This is a genomic window from Acinetobacter sp. YH12102 (genome assembly GCF_013419125.1).
Lineage (GTDB): Bacteria > Pseudomonadota > Gammaproteobacteria > Pseudomonadales > Moraxellaceae > Acinetobacter > Acinetobacter pseudolwoffii.
Genome location: NZ_VPAS01000003.1, coordinates 345,602 through 362,375 on the forward strand (window position 1 = coordinate 345,602; position 16,774 = coordinate 362,375).

General features: G+C 45.1%; 12 protein-coding genes and 8 tRNA genes. 5 read left to right on the forward strand and 15 right to left on the reverse strand.

What is annotated here, in order from left to right; all coding sequences use genetic code 11:
• Nucleotides 1-72 precede the first annotated feature (72 nt).
• Complete coding sequence (locus FTU42_RS04270) at nucleotides 73-2,652, forward strand: sulfite reductase flavoprotein subunit alpha (protein ID WP_180083064.1); 2,580 nt, start codon at nucleotides 73-75, stop codon at nucleotides 2,650-2,652.
• Between the two features lie 95 nt (nucleotides 2,653-2,747).
• Nucleotides 2,748-3,542, forward strand: coding sequence for a YdcF family protein (locus tag FTU42_RS04275; protein ID WP_180083065.1), 795 nt, complete (start codon nucleotides 2,748-2,750; stop codon nucleotides 3,540-3,542).
• Between the two features lie 24 nt (nucleotides 3,543-3,566).
• Here the strand turns inward: FTU42_RS04275 and FTU42_RS04280 are convergent, their stop codons facing one another.
• The 11 genes from FTU42_RS04280 to FTU42_RS04330 all read right to left on the reverse strand — a co-directional run bounded on the left by FTU42_RS04280 (nucleotide 3,567) and on the right by FTU42_RS04330 (nucleotide 6,487).
• A complete protein-coding gene (locus tag FTU42_RS04280) occupies nucleotides 3,567-4,025 on the reverse strand; it encodes a DUF2750 domain-containing protein (protein ID WP_005097833.1) in 459 nt (152 codons plus the stop codon).
• Nucleotides 4,026-4,096: 71 nt separating this feature from the next.
• Nucleotides 4,097-4,172, reverse strand: a tRNA-Val gene (locus FTU42_RS04285).
• A gap of 99 nt (nucleotides 4,173-4,271) precedes the next feature.
• Nucleotides 4,272-4,348 (reverse strand) — tRNA-Asp (locus FTU42_RS04290).
• A 14-nt stretch (nucleotides 4,349-4,362) separates the two neighbouring features.
• Nucleotides 4,363-4,438 (reverse strand) — tRNA-Val (locus tag FTU42_RS04295).
• Between the two features lie 70 nt (nucleotides 4,439-4,508).
• Nucleotides 4,509-4,585: transfer RNA gene (locus tag FTU42_RS04300), tRNA-Asp, on the reverse strand.
• Between the two features lie 14 nt (nucleotides 4,586-4,599).
• A tRNA-Val gene (locus tag FTU42_RS04305) sits at nucleotides 4,600-4,675 on the reverse strand.
• Between the two features lie 21 nt (nucleotides 4,676-4,696).
• Nucleotides 4,697-4,773 (reverse strand) — tRNA-Asp (locus FTU42_RS04310).
• Between the two features lie 48 nt (nucleotides 4,774-4,821).
• Nucleotides 4,822-4,898: transfer RNA gene (locus tag FTU42_RS04315), tRNA-Asp, on the reverse strand.
• A gap of 28 nt (nucleotides 4,899-4,926) precedes the next feature.
• Nucleotides 4,927-5,002 (reverse strand) — tRNA-Val (locus FTU42_RS04320).
• Between the two features lie 496 nt (nucleotides 5,003-5,498).
• The gene (gene elsL, locus FTU42_RS04325; RefSeq protein WP_005097834.1) at nucleotides 5,499-6,032 is read right to left on the reverse strand and encodes a cell wall-recycling L,D-carboxypeptidase ElsL; all 534 of its coding nucleotides are present in this window, start codon (nucleotides 6,030-6,032) and stop codon (nucleotides 5,499-5,501) included.
• Nucleotides 6,029-6,487 carry a YbaN family protein gene (locus FTU42_RS04330; RefSeq protein WP_180083066.1) on the reverse strand — a complete coding sequence of 153 codons (459 nt, stop codon included), beginning with the start codon at nucleotides 6,485-6,487 and terminating at the stop codon, nucleotides 6,029-6,031. Before FTU42_RS04330 ends, elsL begins: the two co-directional genes overlap by 4 nt.
• Before the next feature lie 87 nt (nucleotides 6,488-6,574).
• Between FTU42_RS04330 and FTU42_RS04335 the strand changes: the two genes are divergently transcribed.
• From FTU42_RS04335 to dapE, 3 genes are all read left to right on the forward strand, one after another.
• On the forward strand, nucleotides 6,575-7,450 hold the full coding sequence (locus tag FTU42_RS04335) for a DUF1853 family protein (RefSeq protein WP_180083067.1): 876 nt from the start codon (nucleotides 6,575-6,577) through the stop codon (nucleotides 7,448-7,450).
• Between the two features lie 112 nt (nucleotides 7,451-7,562).
• The gene (locus tag FTU42_RS04340) at nucleotides 7,563-7,715 is read left to right on the forward strand and encodes an entericidin A/B family lipoprotein (protein WP_004280704.1); all 153 of its coding nucleotides are present in this window, start codon (nucleotides 7,563-7,565) and stop codon (nucleotides 7,713-7,715) included.
• Nucleotides 7,716-7,836: 121 nt separating this feature from the next.
• A complete protein-coding gene (dapE, locus tag FTU42_RS04345) occupies nucleotides 7,837-8,973 on the forward strand; it encodes a succinyl-diaminopimelate desuccinylase (RefSeq protein ID WP_180083068.1) in 1,137 nt (378 codons plus the stop codon).
• A 65-nt stretch (nucleotides 8,974-9,038) separates the two neighbouring features.
• Here dapE and FTU42_RS04350 read toward each other — a convergent pair whose 3' ends face one another.
• From FTU42_RS04350 to FTU42_RS04365, 4 genes are all read right to left on the reverse strand, one after another.
• Nucleotides 9,039-9,497: a hypothetical protein gene (locus FTU42_RS04350; RefSeq protein ID WP_005169706.1), complete on the reverse strand. Its 459-nt coding sequence runs from the start codon at nucleotides 9,495-9,497 to the stop codon at nucleotides 9,039-9,041.
• A 3-nt stretch (nucleotides 9,498-9,500) separates the two neighbouring features.
• Nucleotides 9,501-13,946 carry an Hpt domain-containing protein gene (locus FTU42_RS04355; RefSeq protein WP_180083069.1) on the reverse strand — a complete coding sequence of 1,482 codons (4,446 nt, stop codon included), beginning with the start codon at nucleotides 13,944-13,946 and terminating at the stop codon, nucleotides 9,501-9,503.
• Nucleotides 13,947-14,114: 168 nt separating this feature from the next.
• A complete protein-coding gene (locus tag FTU42_RS04360) occupies nucleotides 14,115-16,187 on the reverse strand; it encodes a methyl-accepting chemotaxis protein (RefSeq protein ID WP_180083070.1) in 2,073 nt (690 codons plus the stop codon).
• A 46-nt stretch (nucleotides 16,188-16,233) separates the two neighbouring features.
• Nucleotides 16,234-16,770 carry a chemotaxis protein CheW gene (locus FTU42_RS04365; protein WP_005097846.1) on the reverse strand — a complete coding sequence of 179 codons (537 nt, stop codon included), beginning with the start codon at nucleotides 16,768-16,770 and terminating at the stop codon, nucleotides 16,234-16,236.
• Nucleotides 16,771-16,774: the final 4 nt, after the last annotated feature.

The window sequence follows — 16,774 nt, forward strand, 5'->3', positions numbered from 1 at the left end:
ACCTATAATTCAGTATTAAAGTTCAGTTATAATTTGGCCACTTTTATAAAGCTCACCCTTAATCTGACGACCATGTTTAAAAAAACATTTTTCCAAATCCACTGGTTTCTGGGGATTACAGCAGGTTTAATCCTCTCTTTGATGGGCGTCACTGGCGCAATTTATTCCTATGAACAACAAATCTTAAAATGGATAAATAACGACAGTTATACGGTTCAGGTTCAGCAAGGTGACAAACTTACGCCTGCTCAGCTGTATCAGCATTTTCAAAATACCACTCCAGAGATGAAGATTAACAGTATTAGCGTGGCACAAGATCCAAGTGCTTCAAGTACTGTAAATATTGCCAAAGAGGGAGCACGGCGTGGTCATAACATCCTGATCAATCCCTATACTGCCGAAGTTTTGCCTGAAATTAAGGGTCGGGAATTTTTCCAGTTTATTCAGCAACTGCATCGTAATTTAACGGTTGGCCCGGTCGGCAAACAGATTACCGGTGCTTGTACTTTAATGCTGATCTTTTTCGTCTTGTCCGGTCTTTACCTGCGCTGGCCAAAGCGTCATTCGATCAAGCAATGGTTCTTTGTAAAACCCAAGCTGAAAGGCCGTAATTTTATCTGGGATCTGCATGCTGTTGTGGGAACCTGGGTGGTGATTTTCTACCTGATTCTGGCTTGTACCGGCCTGTACTGGTCCTATGACTGGTGGCGTAGCGGGATGTTTAAAGTTCTCGGCGTTGAACGTCCACAGCCTACCATGCAAGCCAATGCGGGCAATAATCGTGGTGAAGGACGTCAAGGTGGCGAACGCGGCCCACGTGGTGAAGGACGCGAAGAAGGCATGAATCCAGAACAGATTAGCCGCGCGCTAGATTTGAGCTGGACTGGCTTTAATACTGAATTTTCAGATAAATATTCCACAGTAACCTTTAATCTTCCCAAAAAACCCGACGGCAGCATGCAGCTCAGCTTTGTCGATCCGGTTGCCCAACATGAACGTGCGCGGAACAGTGCCACTTATAATTACCAGACAGCCGAATTTACAGAAGTTGAGCTCTATGAAGATAAAAAGTTCAATGAAAAGATCATGAGCAGCATGTTACCGGTGCATCGTGGCAGCTTCTTCGGCCCGATCTACCAGTTCTTTGCCATGGTCGCAGCCTTGTTAATGCCATTATTCTTTGTGACAGGCTGGATGCTGTATCTGAAACGTCGTAAACAGAAGCGCTTAACGCTGGCAGCGCGTCAGGGTGTCACTCCAGTTGACTTAGATGAAAATGCCAAACCTTGGCTAATTGCTTATGCATCACAAACAGGTGTCTCAGAACAACTGGCTTGGCGTACAGCAACTGCCCTGCAGGAAGCACGTCAACCGGCAACAGTAAAAGCGGTACAACAACTGACGCTTGCCGATTTACAGCAAACTGAGCAGGTATTATTTGTTGCCAGTACTTATGGCACAGGTGAAGCACCTGATCTGGCCTCTTCTTTTGAGAAAAAAATCCTGTCTGGCAAAGCTGATTTGCGGCATTTAAATTATGCGGTGTTGGCGCTCGGTTCTCAAGAATATCCGGATAGCTATTGCAGTTTTGGTCACCGTATTGACCAGTGGTTGCAGCAAAATGGTGCCCAGCAGTTATTCACTACCATTGAAGTGGATAATGCCAATAATGAGCACATCCAGCAATGGAATACTGCACTGGCACAAGTAACTCGCCTTGAACTGCAAGCCATGGGTATCGATAAAACCTTTGATCAGTGGACACTGACTCAACGTGAAATCCTCAATCCAGGTAGTCTGGGTGCTCCTGCCTTTAATATCGAACTGATTCCTGAGCATGAAGCAATCTGGCAAGCAGGTGATATTGCCGAGATTCAGCCAGCTAACAGTCCGGAACGTATTCAGGCATTTATGCAACAACACAATATTGCTGCCGGCACACAAGTGCCTTCTATGCAGCAAAGCATTGAGCGCGCGCTTTGGGATCGTGATCTGACTCAGGCAGAACCTTTTGATTCAATGGATCAGCTCCTCAAGCAATTACCGGCTTTGGCATCACGTGAATACTCGATTGCCAGCATTCCAAGTCAGCAAGTCCTGCGTCTGGTGGTACGTCAGCAAGCTGATGCGAATGGAAATCTAGGTCTGGGTTCAGGCTGGTTAACCCAGCATGCCGCACTCAATGCACCGATTGCGCTACGCATTCGCAGCAACGAATCGTTCCATCTGATTGATGATAACCGTCCGATCATTTGTATTGGGAATGGTACCGGTATTGCTGGTTTAATGAGTCTGCTCAGCTCCCGTAACCGTCAGGAATACACCCAAAACTGGCTGATCTTCGGTGAACGTCAGCGTGAACATGATTTTTTCTTTGCAGAAACCATTCAGGCCTGGTTGCAAATGGGAACCCTGAAACGGCTGGATCTTGCGTTCTCTCGTGACCAGCAGGAAAAAGTCTATGTGCATCATAAATTACGGGAACAGGCTGAAGAGCTGAAAACCTGGGTTGCCCAAGGCGCAGTGATTTATGTCTGTGGTAGCATCAATGGCATGGCCAGTGATGTCGATCAGGCCCTGACCGAGATACTTGGTGAAACGCTGCTCGATCAATTACGTCTGGATGGCCGTTATCGCCGTGATGTATATTAAGATGAACTGATATACTAAAAACCGGGCGCAATAGCCCGGTTTTTGAAAATACAAAAGTAATAATAAAAATATGAATAAGAAAAAAGGAAACTTGGATGCTCAATCAACTTAAACGAAGTCTCAGTCTGATCTTTGGCTTGATCCTCTGTATCAATAGCGTCTGGTTACTGAATCAGGACCAAAGGCATTTTGGTATCATGCTGTCTATCATCATTGGTGTGGCACTGATCCTGTATGCCCTGCTTTTTTCATCTATTCAGCGCTGGAAACAAAATTCTCGACTCAGAACATTGTTCTGGAACAGTCTCTGGGGCGGATTTTTACTCTGGATCATCAGTGTTGCGATTTTTTTCGCTTATATCCAGATGTCGATCAACTCGAATATTCCTGCACAACCGGCTACAGCGATTCTGGTATTAGGTAGTGGGATTAACCAGGGTCAACCCTCACCCATCTTAAAAAATCGTCTGGATACTGCAGCAAAATATGCAGAACAATATCCAGATACGTTGATGATTATGACCGGAGGACGAAATTTCCGGGAAAGACAAAGCGAAGCTGAAGTCATGCAACATTATATTCATACGACCTATCCGCAGCTCAAAAACCCGATTCGCGTAGAAGATCAAAGCAGAAGCACCCAACAGAACCTGCAATATTCTCAGGCGATCTTGCAACAACAGAATATTGGCCGAAATGAGCCCATTGTGATTGTGACCAATGATTTTCATAGCCCGCGTGCCCGTGCCATTGCCAGACATCAGGGCTATCAGCAAGTGATCAGTCTGAGTGCCCGCACTCCTCAGAATGCTCGCTACCATTCATGGCTACGTGAATATTTTGCGTTGATTAATGGCTGGCTGCTGAATGAATATTCACTGTTCCAATAAACAAGCTATTTAACAACAAGAAAATTAATTTAAACGAATGTGTCTTGGCAAAGGCATATCCGGATTTTTAAAAAGTTCCGGCTTTTGCACATAGATCTGATACAGATAATTTTTGATATCCAGTAATAATTTTTCCGGTGCCACCAGAATATTCTGCCCTTCTGGCGTCAGATCAAGAGACACAATGGTACTTTCCTGACGTAAAAACGGAATCACTTTCTCTACAAAATCCTTGAGACCAATTTCCTGAATATCATAATTCACCCAATTGTCTTTAATCAGCAGACGAGCCAGACCTTTACTGTGCCAGCAAGCAAATGCACGCTGTCCAGTAGGGGTCGCACACAAAGCCCAGCCATCCTGATAAAGCGCAAAAATGCCGGCATTCGCGACAATCGATTCAATATACTGTTTATAAAGGTGTTGGGGGTCGTATGTAGTTTGAGATTTGGTCGCTGCCTTGCGCTGATATGGATTTCTCATCGTCGTGAAACCTTCAAATTATTATAGACTTCAAATTCTATGAAATGTTCAGTGTTTAGGCAAGAAAGAGATGGTGGGCGCTGACGGGATCGAACCGCCGACATTCTGCTTGTAAGGCAGACGCTCTACCAACTGAGCTAAGCGCCCTGAGAAAAACAACAGCGTTGTTTTTAATGACGCAAGACAAGGAATGTCTTGGTATATTGAACACTCAGATCTCAGGAATCCAAGTCTCTCATCTTAGGATGGCGCAGCGGACGGGGCTCGAACCCGCGACCCCCGGCGTGACAGGCCGGTATTCTAACCAACTGAACTACCGCTGCATCGCAAAAGATTATGGTGGGCGCTGACGGGATCGAACCGCCGACATTCTGCTTGTAAGGCAGACGCTCTACCAACTGAGCTAAGCGCCCTGATAAAGAGTGTCAATCTTTAGTTTAATCAAATTTAAGCTCAGGGACCTAAATTTAATTTCTTTTGAAATGGCGCAGCGGACGGGGCTCGAACCCGCGACCCCCGGCGTGACAGGCCGGTATTCTAACCAACTGAACTACCGCTGCATCGCAAAAGATTATGGTGGGCGCTGACGGGATCGAACCGCCGACATTCTGCTTGTAAGGCAGACGCTCTACCAACTGAGCTAAGCGCCCTCAAAAGCTCTATCGTATAAATGGCGCAGCGGACGGGACTCGAACCCGCGACCCTCGGCGTGACAGGCCGATATTCTAACCAACTGAACTACCGCTGCATTTACACAATGTCGCTATTGTGGCAAACGAGAATCAAGATCTTAAAGTGGCGCAGCGGACGGGGCTCGAACCCGCGACCCCCGGCGTGACAGGCCGGTATTCTAACCAACTGAACTACCGCTGCAACTATAAGGTCTCAACATGAAAGAGCTTGGTGGGCGCTGACGGGATCGAACCGCCGACATTCTGCTTGTAAGGCAGACGCTCTACCAACTGAGCTAAGCGCCCTTTCTAAACGTCTATCATCGTTTGATGGGTGCATTATAGAGAATCTGCACAGCCTGTCAAACGCTTTTCGGAATGTTTTCCACTTTTTAGGTGTGAGTGATTAAAAAATAGGTTGTTTGTTAAAAAAAACAACACTTTTTGTTTATTTTTTAAGTCTCTACCGAAATTTTTTAATTTCCAAAATGAAAATCACGACAAAATTTCCTGTCTTCTCTTGCAAGATTTCAGACTCACTCAGGCAGTATGCTTTAGTTCCGATCAAGAATTATACAAAGCTTTAAAATTACTCGGCGTTGTGTTCATGTAATCTTTCAACTGTCATTTATTTTTATGTGAAAAATAGCGATAAAGTTTAGCTTTAGACGATGATTCAACCCGTTTCATGCTGTAAAAATAGGATCTGGATCAGATTAATAAATATCTTAAACTGTATTAAATCATCTCCTCCCGCCCGTAAAAACAAAATCATTTTCACATGACATTAAAGATCGATTCATTATTCAGTATGCACACCCTTCAGCATTTTTGAATCTAATGCATGTTCCGAGATATACACCAAGGCATTCTCACCCACCAGGTCAAAGAGTTCAGCGACCTCCAGATTCCGCATACGAATACAGCCGTGCGACAGCGGCTCTCCCATCATTTCTGTTTCTGGCGTGCCATGAATATAGATATAACGTTGATAGGTATCGCAGCCCTCGCCTTGATTAAAACCCGCTTCAAGGCCACTCAGCCATAAAATGCGCGTCAGGATCCAGTCCCGCTGCGGAAACTCTGCTGCCAATTCAGCATCATAAATTTCACCCGTCGCCTGACGTGCAATAAATACACTGTTTAAAGGTGCATTCTGGCCAAACTTTTCAGCGATCTTGTGCCAGCCACGTGGGGTCTTGCCACTATTTTCAGTTTCACCAATGCCATTTTTACCAGTGGAAATCAGATATTGCTTGTTTAGACGTGGCAAATACAGCTTTTGTTGGGCGAGATCAATCAGGATATCTGCTTGATCCAGATGCAAGGTATTCATGACTTGTTATTCTCTGAATCTACTTTATTTGACTCTGTTTTCTTTAACTTTATCTCTGTCTTTTCAGGATGAATCGTTTCTTGATGAAGCATCACCTGATCCGGTTCAGGACGTCGCCATAACCAGATGGCCACAATCAGCATGGTGATATTGGTAAAGGCTTTTACTGCCAAGGGTGCGGTAGTAAACAGCATGATAATCCCGCTGATCAGCATCATGATACTGGCCAGCCATTTGGCCTTACGCGGTACAGTACCATGCGCGCGCCAATCTCTTAAGGTTGGACCATATTTGGGATGATTCAATAACCACTCATCCATTTGCGGCCAGCCTTTGGATGCTGCCCAGGCCGCCAGAATCAAAAAGACCGTTGTTGGCATACCCGGCAGGATTGCACCGATAAAGCCCAGGATCACAAACAGCACCACCAGACTTCGCCAAAACAACACTTTCATACATCAACCCTAGCCGCAGAATTCAGGTAGTATAAAGCGTTTTCCGATACTGTCCGTTGTATTTCTGCACTTTTCACAGGTTGTACTATGCCCTTTTCCAATTTAAACCAAAATCTTGTAGAAGCCTGGCAACGTTATCAACATCCTTTGGTGCGGCAACTAGCATTCGCTGTCGGCAGTCCGAATATCCTGTCCGGTATTCCGGATGAACTTGAACTCATACATCGTTTTGAACTGCATGACAGCCAGACCTGGCAGCAACATCTTAGCCGTTATCATCCACGCCTGGAATTTCTTGATCAGCATCCAGAAGAATTAATCGAATTTGTGCAGCAACTGAAAAGCACGCGTTTGGGGCTACGCTTTGAAATGCTGGTCTGGTTCTGGTTACTCGACGATACTTATCATCCCTATCAGCTACTCGGTCATAGTATTCAGCAAATTGAGGGTGCAAAAACCTTGGGTGAACTGGATTTCCTAGTCCTTAATACCGATACCGGACTGGTTGAACACTGGGAAATTGCCCTGAAATATTATCTGGCCGAAGCAGATTTTAGTCTGCCGCATTGGTACGGCCTGAACCGCACCGATACCTTAATCAGAAAAATGAACCATTTCACACAAAAACAGTTCCAATTTGATGAAGCTTTAGCACATTCTATTCAAAAACGTTTTTGTGTGATGAAGGGACAGTTGTATCTGCCGACCCATCATGCTGACCAACCTATTCCCACCTGGATTAATACCAAGCGTCGTTTGGGGTTATGGGGGCAGCATATTCCTGCTGCACAAGACGCGTTCTATCGCCTGCAACGGCATGAATGGATTTATCCGCAAGCCCAGCCAAGCAGTTTGACTGCGACCTGGTGGACGGATGGTCTCTATAAAAAAATCGATCGCAATGACTTCTATATGTATCGCCAACCGGTACTAACTCAATATCCATCACATAAGCCCCTATAAAGCATTACATTTATTAACCGAAGCACTATGAAAACCACATATTTTTTAGTACGTATATTTTCTACTCTAAGTTCCACATCATAATAATTTTATTATTGATTATACGGAGATGATGATGAAAAAAATTCTTGCTGCTTCATTAATGATGGCTTTTGTATTAACTGGCTGTAACACCGTAAAAGGTATGGGCAAAGACGTGTCTAAGGCGGGCGATGCGGTAACCAATACTGCTGAAAAAACCTCTGACGAAATCCGTCAAAACTAGTTTTTTCTTAAATGCTCATAGAACCCTATCTCAGATAGGGTTTTTTTATATCGATCGTTCACATTCAAGCCGATATTCGCCTATTATAGAGCCGAGAAAATTATCGACTGTTGAAAACCGCATGAGCTCTTCCGCTACTCTCGATTTAAGCCTGCAACTATTACGTCAGCCTTCTGTCACCCCCATTGATCATGACTGCCAGAATATTATGGCGGAACGTTTAAAAAAGATTGGTTTCAATATTGAATCCATGCGTTTTGAAGATGTCGATAATATCTGGGCACGCAAAGGCACAGAAGGTCCGGTCTTCTGTTTCGCTGGCCATACCGATGTGGTGCCAACGGGCAACCTGGATGACTGGAACTCAGACCCATTTCTACCCGAAATCCGTGAAGGTAAACTTTATGGTCGTGGCAGTGCCGACATGAAAACGGCTTTGGCAGCTATGATCGTAGCGACAGAACGTTTTGTAGAAAAATACCCAAATCATAAAGGTTCAATTGCTTACCTGATTACGTCAGATGAAGAAGGCCCATCAATTAATGGTACAGTCAAGGTCATTGAAACCCTGGAAGCGCGTAATGAAAAAATTACCTGGTGTCTGGTCGGTGAACCGTCAAGTACCCATAAACTGGGGGATATTGTCAAGAATGGCCGTCGCGGTTCTTTAAATGCCAATCTCACGGTAACAGGCAAACAAGGCCATGTGGCATATCCGCATCTGGCAGTAAACCCGATTCATAGCGCCTCTAAAGCGATTGCCGAGCTGTGTGACACCGTCTGGGACCATGGCAATGAATATTTCCCGGCAACCACTTTCCAGATTTCCAATATCAATTCGGGTACAGGCGCAACCAATGTTGTTCCGGGTAGCATGAATCTGCTATTTAACTTCCGTTATTCAACTGAAGTGACTGCCGAAGAACTTAAAGCACGTACTGTGGAAATTCTGGATCGTCACGGTGTGGATTATGATATTTCCTGGACTTTATCTGGCTTGCCATTTCTGACCCCGGTCGGCGAGCTGGTCAATGCAGCTAAAACCGCTATTCTAAATGTCACAGGCACTGAAACCGAGCTTTCTACTTCTGGTGGAACCTCGGATGGCCGCTTTATTGCACTTACAGGCGCACAGGTACTGGAACTTGGGGTGTTAAATGCCACTATTCACCAGATCAATGAGCATGTTGATATTGCCGATCTGGAGCCACTGGCTGAAATTTATGAACAGATTTTGGTAAATTTACTCGCCAATTAAGTAAATTCATAACGCAATAAAAAAGGAACTCCATGGAGTTCCTTTTTGATATTTGATAGTTTGCATTACAGCCCGATTGTAGCCTGAATATTCGTCATATTCGGAATATGGAACAGCTGTTCATTCATTCGTACATATTGGAAAATTGCAGGGTCATTCACCGGCTGATCGACATCGACCACTTCGGAAATACGAATCCGGATGGTTTTCGGCATTTCATTGCACATCAAGGCAAAACGCTGATTGATCTCATCACCTTCAATCACCAGTGCCACGCCATGTTGACGTGAAGGCTCATTGATGGCATAGACTGGCAATTGTGCTTCATGCCATTCCACTGTCTTGACCTGGGTAGTGCTGTCCAGCGCCGACAGCACAATGTTTTGTGGCAATAACATCGGATCTTTGCCATGACAGTCAATAATATAGGCATCAATAAATCCGGTCGATACCGTAATCAGATGCTGAAGTTCCTGCTGGCTAATCTGATCAGCCATCTTGCTCGTCGAATTGCTCTGACTCATCGATTACCCCTGTTTTTCGGCAATTAATTGTTGAATATTGGCCAGCAGTTCAGCTTCCTGGAACGGTTTACCCATATAGTGGGTCACGCCCAGACTGAATGCACGTTCACGATGTTTCTCACCAGTACGCGACGTAATCATGATAATCGGCAAGTCACGGTGAATATCATGGTGACGAACCAGGTTGGTGACTTCAAAACCATCCATACGTGGCATTTCGATATCCAGCAGCATCAGATCTGGTCTGACATTTTCTAGCTGCTCGATCGCATCTACACCATCTTTGGCGGTCACAATGTCATAGCCCTGACGTTCAAGCAGACGCGAAGTTACCTTACGTACTGTCACCGAGTCATCGACAATCATCACCAGACGGCGTGCGTTAGAATGACGCGAACCATCACGCTGATCATGCATCTGTTTCACACGCTGTGTCGCCTGAATCTGACGCGCAATATTCTGGCCATCGAGAATCAGACAGACCTGACCATCACCCAGAATCGTAGCACCCGCCACTACCCCGATGTTGGCAAACTGCTGTCCAATCGGTTTCACCACAATCTGTGCACGTGAACCCACCAGTTGATCGACCAGCAAGGCAATGGTTTGGCCACTGTTGCCCTTAATCAGAAGCACCGGCAATGAATGACCGACATTATTCAGACGTGGAATCGGCTGAGTACCGACAAATTCCGACAGATAACGCAGCTTGTAGTTTTCACCATCAATCTTGAAGTAATCATCTTTACTGTTAAAGTAAGTTTCCAATGTGGTCGGCGCAATCCGCACGATTCGGTCAATCTGCGCCAGAGAAATTGCATATTGCTGATCGCCCGCTTTCACCATCAAGGCATCACTGACGGCCACTGTCGTCGGTACGCGAATCGTAAAGACCGTGCCCTTACCCAGTTCCGAGCTGACCGAAACATGACCGCCGAGCAACTTGATTTCACTTTGTACCACGTCCAGACCAACGCCACGACCAGAAATCTGGGTGACTGCTTTTGCGGTAGTGAAACCAGGATGGAAGATATATTGTAGTATTTCATCCTGATCAATCGGCTGGTCGGCTTTGATCAGATCCAGACTGAGGGCTTTCTCACGAATTTTCTCCGCATCGATCCCCTTGCCATCATCACTGAAAGAAACGATGACATCGGTTCCTTGGCGGCTGATGTTCAATACAATAGAACCCACTTCCGGCTTGTTCAATGCCAGACGATCTGCGGTATCTTCCAGACCGTGGTCAATCGCATTACGCAACATATGTTCAAATGGCGTAACCAGACGTTCCAGAATATTACGATCCAATTCACCTTCAGTATTCTGCACAATCAGTTCGGCAGGACGGTTCAAGGTGGTTGAGGTTTGACGCACAATACGTTGTAAACGCGGCAACATCCGGTCAAACGGCACCAGACGGGTACGCATCAGGCTTTCCTGAATCTCGGCCTGAATACGCGATTGTTGTAATAATAGACCTTCAGTTTCACGAATCTTGTCGGCCAAGGTGCTCTTGAAATCGACCAGATCCGATGCTGATTCTGCCAGAGATTTGGATAACTGGTTCAACGATGAATACTGGTCCATTTCCAGCGGATCGAAGTCGGCATAGCGCGAATTTTCTGAACCATGTTTGGCAATAATCTGTGATTCCAGCTCGCCTTCCATTCGACGCAACTGGTCGGCAAGTCGTTTGATCGCCAGTTCCATCTCGTTCAGGGTATTGCCAAGCTGACCCAGATCCATCTCGATCCGCGAACGGTTAATCGAGTTCTCACCCGACAGGTCAATCATCTTCTCGACCAGATCAGCAGAGATACGAATCATCTCGTTATTGCTATCGCTACTGCCTGTATTCGCCCACTCACCCATCATCTGTGGCGGTTCAGTACCATCACCCTCAACAAAACCAAAGTCGGTACTGACCACCAGATGTTCTGTTTTTGCCAGACGCTCAGGCAATTGCGCAGTGACGTCCACATAAGCAATCTTTTTCAGACTGCTTTGAAGCTGCTCAAAACCGCTATAGTCGCGCTGGAAAATTGCCTGTTTTAACCAGGCCAGTGTTTTCTGCAATAAGCCATCATAGGCATTCGAGTTAAATTGATAAACTGCAAACTGCTCGAAAGTGGTTTCCAGTTCATAGGCAATGCTGGCCACCTCTTCAGTTTCAATCATGCGTGCACCACCTTTAATACTGTGGGCAGCACGTTGTAACTGAAGTAATAAACTACGGTCACTACGCTGATCAAACCATTGATTGAGCAGCTTCTCTGCATTGGCCAGAATTTCTTCAGACTCTTCGAGGAAGGTTTCTTCAACGATTGATTTCAGCTCATCTTCTTCAGAGCGTTCAACTTGATTTTCAGTAAATCCAGGGGTTTCAACTAATTTTTCTGTTTCAGCCAGATCAGTTGCAGGCTGTTCTGTCGCCACTGATTCTTCGAATGGCACTTCAGGAGTCGATAGCATCTCTAACGCGGTCACGTTGAATTCAGCAGTTGTGCTTTCAACAGCAGCCAGCGTTTGCCCAGAAAGTAGTGCCTGAATATTTTGTAAAATTGCCACCGCTTCTGTCGCCGGATAATCAATGCCATCATCTCGAATGGACTGAATACGGTCGGACACATTGTCCTGTACCAGACGGACAATCTGGATTAAAGCAGGTGTTACGGCAATCTGCTGACGGATCACCCGTTCATAAATACTTTCCAGTTCATGGGCAATCAAACCGATATGCGAAGCCGCAATCATGTTTGCACCACCTTTTAAGGTATGCAAATGACGCATCAGATTGTTCAGTGAAGTCGTATCATCCTGTTTTTTGCTCCAGGTATTCAGATCTTCATCGATACCTGCCAGCAATTCATCGGCTTCTTCCAGAAAGATACTTAATAATTCTTCATCGAAATCACGGTTGGTTTCAGCACTCTCGCGCTGTTGACGATCGGCTGCAATACGCTGGCTCAAGGCAGCGAAATCCACGCTGCCTGTGGTTAAGGTGTCAGCCGTTGGGAGAGTATCTGTGGTCGCCTCAACGCCTGACTTTTCAGTATCTTCCGCAAAGATCTCAAGATCCTGTTGTACAAATGCCGACAGTTCACTTAAAGTTTTTTGAATGTCATCATTTAGAATGACGCGCTGTCCTGCGGCCAGGGTATCAAATAAATGAATAAATTCCTGATGTGCCTGTGCAAACAGTTCATAAGCATAATTGCTGTTTAACAGCACCGGCTTTTTAAGCAGGGCATCATAAGCCGATTTCAGATCTGCCGTGAATTCATGAATTCCTTTGGCCGCGCGGCTATCAGTATGCGCCAGTAATTCTGCAGCCTGTTGACTCAGTGCCTGGATATATTCCGGATAATCGACTTGTGCGCGTTTATCGAATTCAAACTCAGCATCGAGCAACAGGTCAATATCCAGCTCAACCAGTTTGGACACCAGACCTTGGGTTTGAACCGCATCTGATTCAGTGACCGCAAAGCCATAATCACTCCAGACTGCTTCAAAAGTGGCATAGACCGCATCTAGTTTTTCGGTATCCCCCTGACCTAATAAATGCACATAGTCACTGATAAATTCGGCATATTGAATCAGTAAGGCTGTTTCTTTTGAGGTCGAGACTATTTCATCTTGTAGCAAGGTTTTAAATAACTGTTCAACTTTAGAGCTGGCTTCAAAAATCTGTTCAATCTGCGCCATCGATGAACTGCCACGCAAGGTGTGAATGGCACGAATCAGGGCATTATAATCTTGTGATTTTTCATCTTCAGTACGCAGGAAGGTGGCAATCGTTTCCAGATGCTCTTCGGCTTCTTCAATGAAGATGGCCACGGTTTCTTCAATATCAGTGCGAACCGCTACTTCTACCGGCGCTGTTTCGATAATAGCAGCAGATTCACTTAGGTCATGATCTGTAATTTCTAGTCCGGTGATCTGACCTTCGGCAGTCAAATGATCGGCCAATGCTAATAATTCTTCTAACGCAGGTTCAGGTGAAAGGTTTTGTTGTAATTGTTGTCCCAACAGCAGCATTGGACGCAGGTCGAGATCCAATTCCTGTACATGTTTGAATTTTGGATATAAAGCATATTGATAGACATTCAGTACCGCTTGGGCAAATTTTTGCACCGTCGCTGTCAGCTGAATTGAACCGGACAAGACCCGGTTCAGGGTATCTTCAACTGCCCAGGCCATTTCCCCTGCCGATTTTGCACCCACCATACGACCTGAACCTTTCAGGGTATGAAAATGACGGCGAATGGTCTTCAGATTTTCCTGATGATCTGGATTGACCAGCCATTCTGGAAATAAAGCATTTAACTCAACGAAGATTTCTTCGATTTCCTCAACAAAAATTTCAAGAATTTCTGCATCTTGATCAAGATAACTATCTTCAGGAAGCGTTGTCGTTTCAACTAAATTTTTTAATATTTCTTTCATAGCTTATGCTTCTTACGTTATGCCGCCAAGAAGGGCGCTCAAACTTAATTGTGACCGTCACGCAATACCTAACGTTTGAGGTTAAGTACATCTTGTCGAGGCTTTATCTGTATTTTTTGAATGTGCCTCAATCGTAATCAAGGCACATTCTCCCCATCATCGCTAACTTTATTCTGGTAGTTTAAAGTCAGCTACAGATTCACGTAATGCATCGGCCATATTTGCCAGTTCAGATACCGAACGTGCTGTATCGAAGGTGGCACTGGTGGTTTGCGAAGTAATTTCCTGTACGACATTCATCGTGGTCGCAATATGACCTGCAGATGCAGACTGCAGTTTCGCTGCATCGGAAATGTTCGCAATCAGTTTCGCCAGGTTATTCGATACTGTTTGAATCTCATCCAGTGCCACACCGGCATCTTTAGACAAGTTCGCACCACGTACAACCTCGGCTGTAGTTTGCTCCATCGAAATAACCGCTTCGTTGGTATCGGTCTGAATGGTTTTTACCAGGCCTTCAATCTGCTTGGTTGCAGACGCAGAACGTTCTGCAAGACGCTGTACTTCATCAGCTACAACTGCGAAACCACGACCGGCTTCACCCGCCATCGACGCCTGAATGGCTGCGTTCAATGCCAAAATGTTGGTTTGGTCGGCAATATCGTTAATCAAGGCAACGATGTTACCAATTTCCTGAGAAGATTCACCCAGACGTTTAATACGTTTTGAGGTTTCCTGAATCTGTTCACGAATCGTGTCCATCCCCTCAATCGAGCGTTGTACGACATCCGCACCATTTGCAGCAATTTGTACCGAACGGTCTGCTACCACAGCAGATTCATCGGCGTTGGCAGATACCTGATCAATCGACATGGCCATTTCGTTAATTGCCGCAGAAGCACCGGCAATTTCCTGAGCCTGATGTTCAGAAGCTTCAGCCAACTGGTTGGTAATGCCCTGTGTGGTTGCGGTATATTGCGCAACTTCTTGTGAAGTTTCAGTAATACGCGATACCAGGTCACGTAACTGGTCGATTGCAAAGTTAATCGAGTCGGCAATCGCACCGGTAAAGTCTTCCGATACTGTTGCGTATGAACGTAAATCACCATCTGCAAGATCGGCGATTTCATCCAGTAAACGTAAAATCGCATTCTGGTTACGGTCATATTCTTCTTGTAAACGGCCTACACGCTGCTTATCCGATACACCACGCAAAGAAAGCAATTTGAATACACAAAGCAAGAAACCAAGTAACAAGGCAATCAACAGGATGGCTGGAATAACGGTTTTAAGACCTGAGTTACCTGATAATTTGTTCAGGTTATCTAAAAGCACATCAGACTGGGCAAAAATAGATGCAGCGGCCTGACGAACTTTTACAATTTCAGTCGAGTTCTTCAGAATAATTACTGATGCTGATTCGAGTACTTCATCATATTCAGCCTTAATACCTTCTAGAGATTCACGCATTGCTGGATCAGCAATACGCTGTACGCCCAGTTCAACAGAACCATTCAATTGTGCATTTAAATAAGAGCCGAAAGTTTCGGTATCGGCACTAAAGTCATCTGCCGATTCACGAGAGCCATCACTACCCGTCAATACCAGACTGATGGAACGTAAAATACGTTCTGCAATAAATACCTGGTTCTTGGCAATCACCACCTGGCTCGATGGCATATCTTGACGCGCCATCTGGTCAACCATCAAGTTATATTCCGCCTGAATCCCGGGAATTGCTTCACCAATGGCAATGTTGGTGTCGTATAACTGGTTAATGATTTTTTGTTGCGAGGTAATCAGATCAATACCGCTAGAAACTTCTGTCCACTGTTTATCAACAGCTTGTAGCGCCTCATTATCTGAATGAATATTTTTAACTGTTTCAAGGTTCTCAGCAAAAGATTTTTGCGAGTCAGTTAGGTTTTTCATTGACTCCGGTGTACCCGAAGCGGTTGCTTCAGTTGCTTGGCGCGAAATCGTTTGCGAGAGGAGACGTAAATCACCCAGACTTTGAGTGAGTTCGTTGCTACGTGGCACACTATAAAAAAGATATAATAAAGTGATCAGTGCGGCTAAAAGACAGCCTGCTGCCCCATAGATCAGCGGTTTTGACTTTTCACTATCACCAAATACACGTGATAATTGATCTATTTGCGATTGAATCTTAGTGAAAAAAGCATTACCGCCTTTGCGGCCAGTGCTTTCACCTGTATTTTTCTTTTTAAGTTTAAAGCCCATGCAGCCTCTCCCCGGTTGACGCCTTGATCACTTTCGTGCGCGACATTTAATTTATAAATTTTATAGATGCGTTCATAAAATTTGGATTTTGCAACAGACGACTGAATAAGAACACATGCCACTGCTGGTTGTGCTGATGAAAAAATCCTTGACAGTATTCTTGTAAGTTTTCATCTAATTCAGATTTCTTCGAAAAGAAACTTTTCTTATTGAAATGTTGTATACCCAAAACTTGATCTACGACCAAACCGACATACTGGTCATTATGGTTGATGCACAATACTTTTTGAGTCGGTGAAAACTGACTGCTATGCCCTGATACGTATTGAGTAAGATCAGAAACGGATAACAGTCTTCCCCGGATATTCGCCAGACCCAACACCCATGCTTGTGTCTTGGGTACCGGCGTATATTTTGGGGGATAAATCACTTCTGATACTTCCCCCAGCGGAGCAACAAAATATTGCCCCATCATCTCAAAAGCAATGCCCGACCATCGGTTCACTTCATTGTCATTGGAAACGTAGTTTTTATTTCCCCGTTTCGCAATGCGAAGCAATTCGATAAATCCATTTGCTGCCATAGAG